Annotated in this window: 5 protein-coding genes; 1 reads left to right on the forward strand and 4 read right to left on the reverse strand. The window is 44.1% G+C overall.

What is annotated here, in order from left to right; genetic code table 11:
- Positions 1 to 86: 86 nt before the first annotated feature.
- From EII14_RS08860 to EII14_RS08875, 4 genes are all read right to left on the reverse strand, one after another.
- Positions 87 to 1,943, reverse strand: a complete 1,857-nt coding sequence (locus tag EII14_RS08860; protein WP_124932170.1) for a S9 family peptidase — start codon at positions 1,941 to 1,943, stop codon at positions 87 to 89.
- A gap of 140 nt (positions 1,944 to 2,083) precedes the next feature.
- Positions 2,084 to 3,022 (reverse strand): thioredoxin-disulfide reductase, encoded by a 939-nt coding sequence (gene trxB, locus EII14_RS08865; protein WP_124932171.1) that lies wholly within the window; start codon positions 3,020 to 3,022, stop codon positions 2,084 to 2,086.
- Positions 3,023 to 3,119: 97 nt separating this feature from the next.
- Complete coding sequence (locus tag EII14_RS08870; protein ID WP_124932172.1) at positions 3,120 to 3,722, reverse strand: LolA-like putative outer membrane lipoprotein chaperone; 603 nt, start codon at positions 3,720 to 3,722, stop codon at positions 3,120 to 3,122.
- Positions 3,722 to 6,262 carry a DNA translocase FtsK gene (locus EII14_RS08875; RefSeq protein WP_124932173.1) on the reverse strand — a complete coding sequence of 847 codons (2,541 nt, stop codon included), beginning with the start codon at positions 6,260 to 6,262 and terminating at the stop codon, positions 3,722 to 3,724. The genes EII14_RS08870 and EII14_RS08875 overlap by 1 nt, the downstream gene beginning before the upstream one ends.
- Positions 6,263 to 6,595: 333 nt before the next feature.
- Between EII14_RS08875 and EII14_RS08880 the strand changes: the two genes are divergently transcribed.
- Positions 6,596 to 7,471: an ATPase gene (locus EII14_RS08880; protein ID WP_124932174.1), complete on the forward strand. Its 876-nt coding sequence runs from the start codon at positions 6,596 to 6,598 to the stop codon at positions 7,469 to 7,471.
- Positions 7,472 to 7,611 lie beyond the last annotated feature (140 nt).

The raw sequence follows: 7,611 nt of genomic DNA on the forward strand, positions 1-7,611 counted from the left end.
ATAGGGAGTTACGAAAGCAGGTACACATGTACATATAAGAATTTCAGACAATTAAGTCCATCACTCCAAATTCCGGAAGACCCTTTTTAAAGGTGTTGTTTTAGAAAACGTTCCATGGCACGATAAAAATCGAAACGGTTTTCTTGGTTGTGAAATCCATGTCCTTCATTGTTCTTCACCATATACTCCACCTCAATGCCACGATCTTTAAGTGCTGTAACCATTTGGTCGCTTTCGGCTTTATTGACACGAGGGTCGTTTGCCCCTTGTGCAATAAACAGAGGGCATTGTATGCGGTCGGCATGTAGTGCGGGAGAGGTTGCAGCAAGTTGTTCTTGATCTTTTTCGGGATCTCCCACCTGTTCGTACATCATTTCAAGCATCGGTTTCCAATAAGGAGGAATAGTGTTCATGAATGTAAATAGATTAGACACTCCTACATAGTCAATGGCACAGCGATATAGCTCGGGAGTGAAACAAATGCCGGCCAATGTTGCATATCCGCCATAGGATCCGCCGTAAATGGCGATACGTTGGGCGTCGGCCACTCCTGATTGAATCAACCATTTCACTCCCTCGGTAATATCGTCTTGCATTTTTAATCCCCACTGTTTATAGCTGGCTTCGAGAAAATTGCGTCCGTATCCGGTGCTGCCTCGGAAGTTCATTTGGAAAACGGCATATCCGCGTGAACAGAGAAATTGAACTTCGGAAGAGAAACCCCAATAATCTCTCGCCCATGGGCCTCCATGTGGATTGACGATGAGCGGGAGAGGAGCTTTCCCTTTTGTCAGACGAGGTTCTCCATTGATGATTTCCACATCTGTTCCTTTGGGTAAACTTAGATAGGCCTCAATGTTCAATTGGTCTGATGTGGTATATCGTATGGCATGCATTGGTACCATTTCTTCTTGACGAATCCAAGGAGCGATGTCTGCAATATGTACCAATCGGTCGGTCGGCACGTGGTAGTAGTAATAAGCTCCTTGTGTTCTGTCGCATCCCACAAATAGCAAACAATGCTCCTCCGAACGATCGGTATCGGCAATTCCTATTCGTTTGTCTGGAAAATGTGCTTGCAGTTTTTCTCTTCGCACACGAGCTTCTTCGTCGAAAAAATGCCGAATGGGACGACTGTGTCCGGTGCAATAAGCACTGAGTAGTTTTTTGCGACGACGAGAATAGCTGATGCTTGTGATGTCGTATGTGTCGTGTGTGAACAGTTCTTCCAACTCTTTACCGGTGGCCGGATCCATGAGTACGAGAGCATTTTTGTCACGTCCGAGATTGGTGATGCTCCACACAAGGCGATTGTCGGGAGTAAAAAGGCAGTAGTTTACTTCTTCCTTAAAGTTGGTTGTTATTACGGCGCGAAACTCTTCTTCTTCATTGTCGCGATAGAGTATTTGGGTGTTTACGCCATCGACAATGGCATAAGCCACTCTCAGACGTCCCTCATGGTCGGTTGTCCACCCTTGATAATTTCCCGGATTTTCGGCCAATAAAGTGAGTTCGCCTGTGTCAAGATTAAGGCGATATGGATCAAAAACTTCCGGATTTCGTCGATTCAACCCAATCAAAATCATTCCGGGAATATCCTCCAAATCGTCAATAATGGAAGTCTTTACTCCTTCAAAATCGGTATATGAGCGAAAATCACTACCATCAAGTTTAATTCCGAAAAGCCGATGATTTTCGTCGCCTCCGCAATCTTTGGAAAAAACGATGCGTTCATTGTCTGCCCACATATAGCCGCTGATACTGCGTTCGCTTTCGTATGTCAATTGTTGAGGGATACCAAGTTGGGATTTTTCGTTGATGGATTGTACAAACACATTCATCCGATCCTTATAGGGAGCCATGAAAGAGATATGACGACCATCGGGAGATATTTGATAAGCGGTACGTTCGGGATTACGAAAGAAATCTTCAAGTTTTAGCATAGAAAAATCGTGTGAAAGCCAATTTGTTGGGCGATATTTCAATAAGGCTGCATCAAAAAAAATCTGACACAGCCTTAATAAGATCGGACTTAGCCTTTTATTTGAAGCATTAGAAAAAGTCCAAGTTTCATCTTCTGTTTTTAGGAATTATGTTCATCCAAAAAAGCCTTTACTTCAATGGCAGCCTTACAACCAGCTGCGGCAGCGGTCACGGCTTGGCGATAGAGAGGATCGGCCACATCTCCTGCGGCAAATACTCCCGGGATATTGGTGCGTGGTGTTTGTCCTTCGGTTTTAATGTAACCCGTTTCGTCTACGTTGATCCATTTTCGGAAAATTTCGCTATTGGGATTATGGCCTATCGCGAGGAAGAAGCCATCAATGGCAATATCAAATTTTTCTTCATCGGGTTCTCCTTTTCTTCGTACAAGGTGTGCTCCTTCCACACCATCTTTTCCAAAAAGGCCGACGGTGTTAGTTTCGAAAAGGATTTCTATCTTTTCGTTGGAAAACACACGATCCTGCATCGCTTGTGAAGCACGGAGATAGGGTTTTCTCACGATGAGATACACTTTTTCTGCCAAACCGGCCAAATAGGTGGCTTCTTCGCAGGCCGTATCTCCACCGCCGACTACGGCCACTTTCTTCTTGCGATAAAAGAAACCATCACAAGTCGCACAGGCCGAAACTCCGATACCACGATATTTTTCTTCGTCCGGCAATCCGAGATATTTGGCCGTGGCCCCCGTGGCAATGATCAATGTTTCGGTTTTCACTTGTGATCCGTCATCGAAAGTCAGCGTGAAGGGACGTTGTGAGAGGTCGGCAGCTGTACACAATGTTGTTCTAATCTCTGCTCCGAAGCGAATAGCTTGACTGCGAAGATCATCCATAAGAACATTGCCGTCTACGCCTTGTGGGTAGCCCGGAAAGTTGTCTACGTCTGTTGTTTGGGTGAGCTGTCCTCCGGGTTGTAAGCCTTCATATATAACAGGAGTGATACCGGAGCGTCCGGCATAAATGGCGGCGGTGTAGCCTGCAGGCCCACTTCCGAGAATAACTGTTTTAAGGAGTTCCATGATGTTGTTGATAAGAAAAGGATCGTTGTGCGTCCTTGCTTGGTTAAGATTTAGCAAAAAAATGCGTACTATTGTGATAGAAAAAACATTAGAATGTTTATCTCATGTCGATGACATTGAGTTTGGGATGTGTTTTAGGGTTGAAACGAAAAAAGGTGTCTTTTTTCTTTCCCTCGTTGCGGATGGCACTAATGGCTATTTGCGTCCATTCCGTACTTTTTGTGCGGAATCGAATAGACGAAGGAAGATGACTGCTCTTGTCGATCATCACATAGATTTCTTTGATTGAAGCTTTATCGTTTTGTGCCGTGAGATGAACCTCAAATCCTTTGTTTTTCTGAGATAGCTCGGCACGATAACCTCGTTTATACAAATATACGAAATTCATGGGATTGATTGATGCCATTTCAGCCGCTGTGGGATTGGTCACGTTGATTTCGTCGCTGTTTTGCATCCAGGCCCATTCTGTTTTTCCGTCAAACCAAATCTTAGCTTGTGACGATGTCAATACAAACTTGTTTCCTTGCATTGTGATGATTCCACCGGTGCTTCCCATACTTCCTTTGGAAGAAAAAGTTGCAGTTACTGCTCCTTTATTTAGCGTTGCAGCTGTTTTGTCGAGCACTTCTTTTGCGGTTTGTGCAGAGGCCGTAATTGAGAACAGTGTGATGATCAGAGAGAGAATGCGAGTGTAGTTCATTATTCAAAATGTTTGCCTTGATTTTTTAATTGTTCCAAAATGACTTGTAGTTCCGCTTCCGATTGTACATAAACTTCTCTGGGTTTAGAGCCATTTACCGGGCCAACGATGCCGACCTCTTCGAGTTGATCCATCAAACGCCCGGCTCGGTTGAAACCAATGCTGAAAGTACGTTGGATTTTGGAAGTCGAACCTTGTTGAGTGTTTACCACGAAGCGTGCCACCTGCTCAAAAGTACTGCCGTTGCCCTGAGGAGAAATATCTCCACATTCTCCTCCTTCTTCTGCCACAAGAGGCAGTTCGTACGGGTAGGGGTAGCCTTGTTGTTGAGAGATGTATTCTGTTATGGCTTCCACTTCGGGAGTATCAACAAAGGCACATTGAACGCGAGTGATGTCGCTTCCTGCCAAGAAGAGCATATCTCCTCGACCGATAAGGTTATTGGCTCCCGTGCGATCCAATATGGTCATACTTTCCACACGTCCCGACACTTTGAAAGCGATGCGGCCGGGAAAGTTGGCTTTGATTTTTCCCGTGATAATGGTGGTTCTGGGGCTTTGGGTGGCAATGACCATGTGGATGCCGACAGCGCGTGCCAATTGTGCGATGCGGGCAATGGGAAGTTCGATGTCTTTACCTGCGGTCATGATCAGATCTCCAAATTCATCAATGATCACGACAATATATGGCAGAAAATGATGACCGTTTTCGGGGTTTAGACGGCGCGCTATAAATTTGGCGTTATATTCTTTGATGTTTTTGCAACGAGCTTTTTTCAAGAGATCGTAGCGATCGTCCATCTCTTGACAGAGACTTTTGAGAGTTTGGATTACTTTTTTAACGTCCGTTATGACCGGCTCTTCGCTATCGGAAACTTGTGCAAGAAAGTGTTTGATGAGCGGATTATACATCGAGAACTCCACTTTCTTCGGATCAATCATGACCAGTTTCAGCTCGGCCGGGTGTTTTTTATAGAGAAGAGAAGTGATGAGAGCATTCAATCCCACTGATTTACCTTGCCCTGTTGCTCCTGCCACGAGAAGGTGGGGCATTTTGGCCAAGTCCACCATAAACATTTCGTTGGTGATGGTTCTGCCCAATGCAATAGGAAGATCGAATTTTGTTTCTTTGAATTTTTGTGTATTGATAATACTCTCCATCGAAACAACCTGCGGTCTGCGATTAGGCACTTCAATGCCGATTGTACCCTTGCCGGGAATGGGGGCTATTATGCGTATGCCCAATGCAGAAAGAGAGAGAGCAATGTCGTCTTCAAGGTTTCGGATTTTTGCGATGCGAACACCGGGGGCAGGAGTTATTTCATATAGCGTCACTGTCGGGCCTATGGTTGCCGATATGGCTGAAATTTTCACATCGAAGTTTTTCAACACATTGATGATACGCTCCTTATTGGCATTTTGTTCGTCCATATCAATGGTCGTATTGCTGGAATCATGTTTTGCCAATAGAGATAGGGGAGGATATTTGTAGCGACTTAAATCCAATTTAGGGTCATAGGGGGGCAGATTGGCTACATCTTCGGCCGTTTTGCCTTCCGACTTCTCCTCTTCCTCAGTCTGCAGTACCTCCAAGTTTACTTCTTCTTTTACATCAAAAGATGTCGGCTTTTCTTCTTGTGTAAAAGCGTTTTGTGTGGTTGAAGGGGCGATTTCGGAACTTGTAGGTTCGTTGTCGGAAATGTCAAGATCAATCACCGTAGATGAGAAAGAATGATCTTCTTCCTCCGTTTCATCGTCTTCGATGGGGGCTTCGCTGCGATCTGTTATTTCTTCTTCGTTTTCTGTATCATCGTTTTCTTCTTCCTCGAATTTGTCTTCGTTGTTTGCTTGCCCGAACAGCAAACCGGAGATCTTCTGAATACCTTTGAATATCCAGATGAAAACTTGTGTGAACCAATATCCTATGTATAAGATGTTGATGATTACGATAATGATTCCGCTCACAACGGTTCCGACATATTGGGACATGGTAGCAAGGATGGCTTTACCATGCTGCCCTCCAAGATTGAAAGATAATTCGGACAACCAACGCTTGGGCATGAAATATTCTTGGATGTAGGCCGCGTCTATACTGCCGAGAATGATGATCGCACCAAAGTGTAAGAATAAGAGCCAAAGACGAATAGGACAGGCATCTTTGAGCATCAGCTTGAGAACGATGGCCAAGATGTATACGGGAATGAGCAAACTGGTCAGGCCAAAGAGATTGTTCATCATGTAGAATGCACAGTAAGCCCCCATGCTTCCTCCATGATTGGCGGCTTTTGTGATGTTTCCTGCCAAAACATCGGCTTGATCTTGGCTGCCGGTGAAGATGTAGGAAAGCATTGACAAAAGCATGAAGAAAGAGACAACGAGTAATACAATGCCGATGATGAAACGAATATAGTCATTGCGTGACCCGACGCCTGCCACTTCTCGCAATTCTTCTTTCAACTGATTCCGCTTGTTGTTTTTTTCGCCTTTGTTATTTTGAGAATTGGGCGATGCTGCTGTTTTCTTGCTGTTTTTGTTTGTCATTAAAAAAGAGTTCTTCGTGTCTTAAAGAAAGATAGACTTTTTCAGCGTCAAATCATGGATGAGTCTTTGCGAGTAAAAAAGAGCACTTCCAAATGTAAATGTAAAAGGGAACATTGTCGGCAAATCTCCTTCGTTTTCGGGAAACTCGTTCGTCCTTGGAGAATACTCTCCTATAGGGTATAATAGTCAGAGAAAGAAAAAAAGAGAAAGTCGATACGACAACGTTGATCAAAGACTATTCACTGCGAAAGTACTATTTTTTTTACGAATTTCCGAGGGCTTTATCCTATAATTTGTATTTTTGCTATCATAAAACAACAATAAAGACCGGTTATGACAACACTTATCGCCGATGGAGGTTCCACAAAAACGGATTGGGCACTTTTGAAAGATGCCGAACTACTCATACGCTTCACAACACAAGGTATGAATCCGGGATTGATGCCTGATGAAACAATCGTTAGTCTGTTGAAAACGGAAGTGCTTCCGATACTTCATGATACATTTAAAAAGTCACAGATAATCAATGAGTTTTTTGCACTTGCGGATAATTTGGATCATGTTGTTTTTTATGGTGCCGGTTGCCGCTCCGAACAAGAAGAGAGAATGAGCCGATTGTTAATGGCAGAATTGGGAAGTCGAAACGTGTTTGTTGCTTCCGATCTCTTGGGGGCAGCCCATGCTCTTTGCGGAGAAGAAGAAGGGATCGTATGTATTTTGGGAACAGGTTCAGGTAGTGCTCTTTATGATGGGAAATGCTTTGTGCAGTCCACCCCGAGCTTGGGCTATGTGTTAGGTGACGAAGGCAGTGGCGCGGTGTTGGGACGTCGTTTGTTGTCAGACGTATTAAAATCCCAGCTTCCTTCACATTTGTGTCGTGCTTTTATCGACACTTACAAAGTAGATGCAGCATCTGTTATACAACATGTTTATCGGGAAGCTACTCCCAACCGCTATTTGGCCGGATTTACTCGTTTTTTGGCTGCTCATCGCGAGGAAAGCAGCATACAGGCTTTGCTGATCGACGAATTTCGTCGTTTCTTCTTGCGCAATGTATGCACTTATGGATGTTCGGATCTTTCCGTGAATTTTGTGGGCAGCATTGCGTTCGTTTTTGAACAAGAGTTGCGAGAAGCGGCCTCTTCTTTGGGCTTAATTGTCGGAAAAATTCTTCGTTCTCCTTTGGATGCTTTGATTACCGGAAAATAAACTGAGACCTCTGCAAAACTATTTTCTTTGTTTATTTTGTCAATTCTTTCTTTTTTGTATCTTTACCCTATGAAGATCTCCCCCTGCTCCCAACTTAGTTTTGCCGACCAAATCGTTTCCGATCGCAAAGTAAAAGATGT

Origin of the sequence: Alloprevotella sp. OH1205_COT-284 (assembly GCF_003859795.1) — a bacterium.
Lineage (GTDB): Bacteria > Bacteroidota > Bacteroidia > Bacteroidales > Bacteroidaceae > Alloprevotella.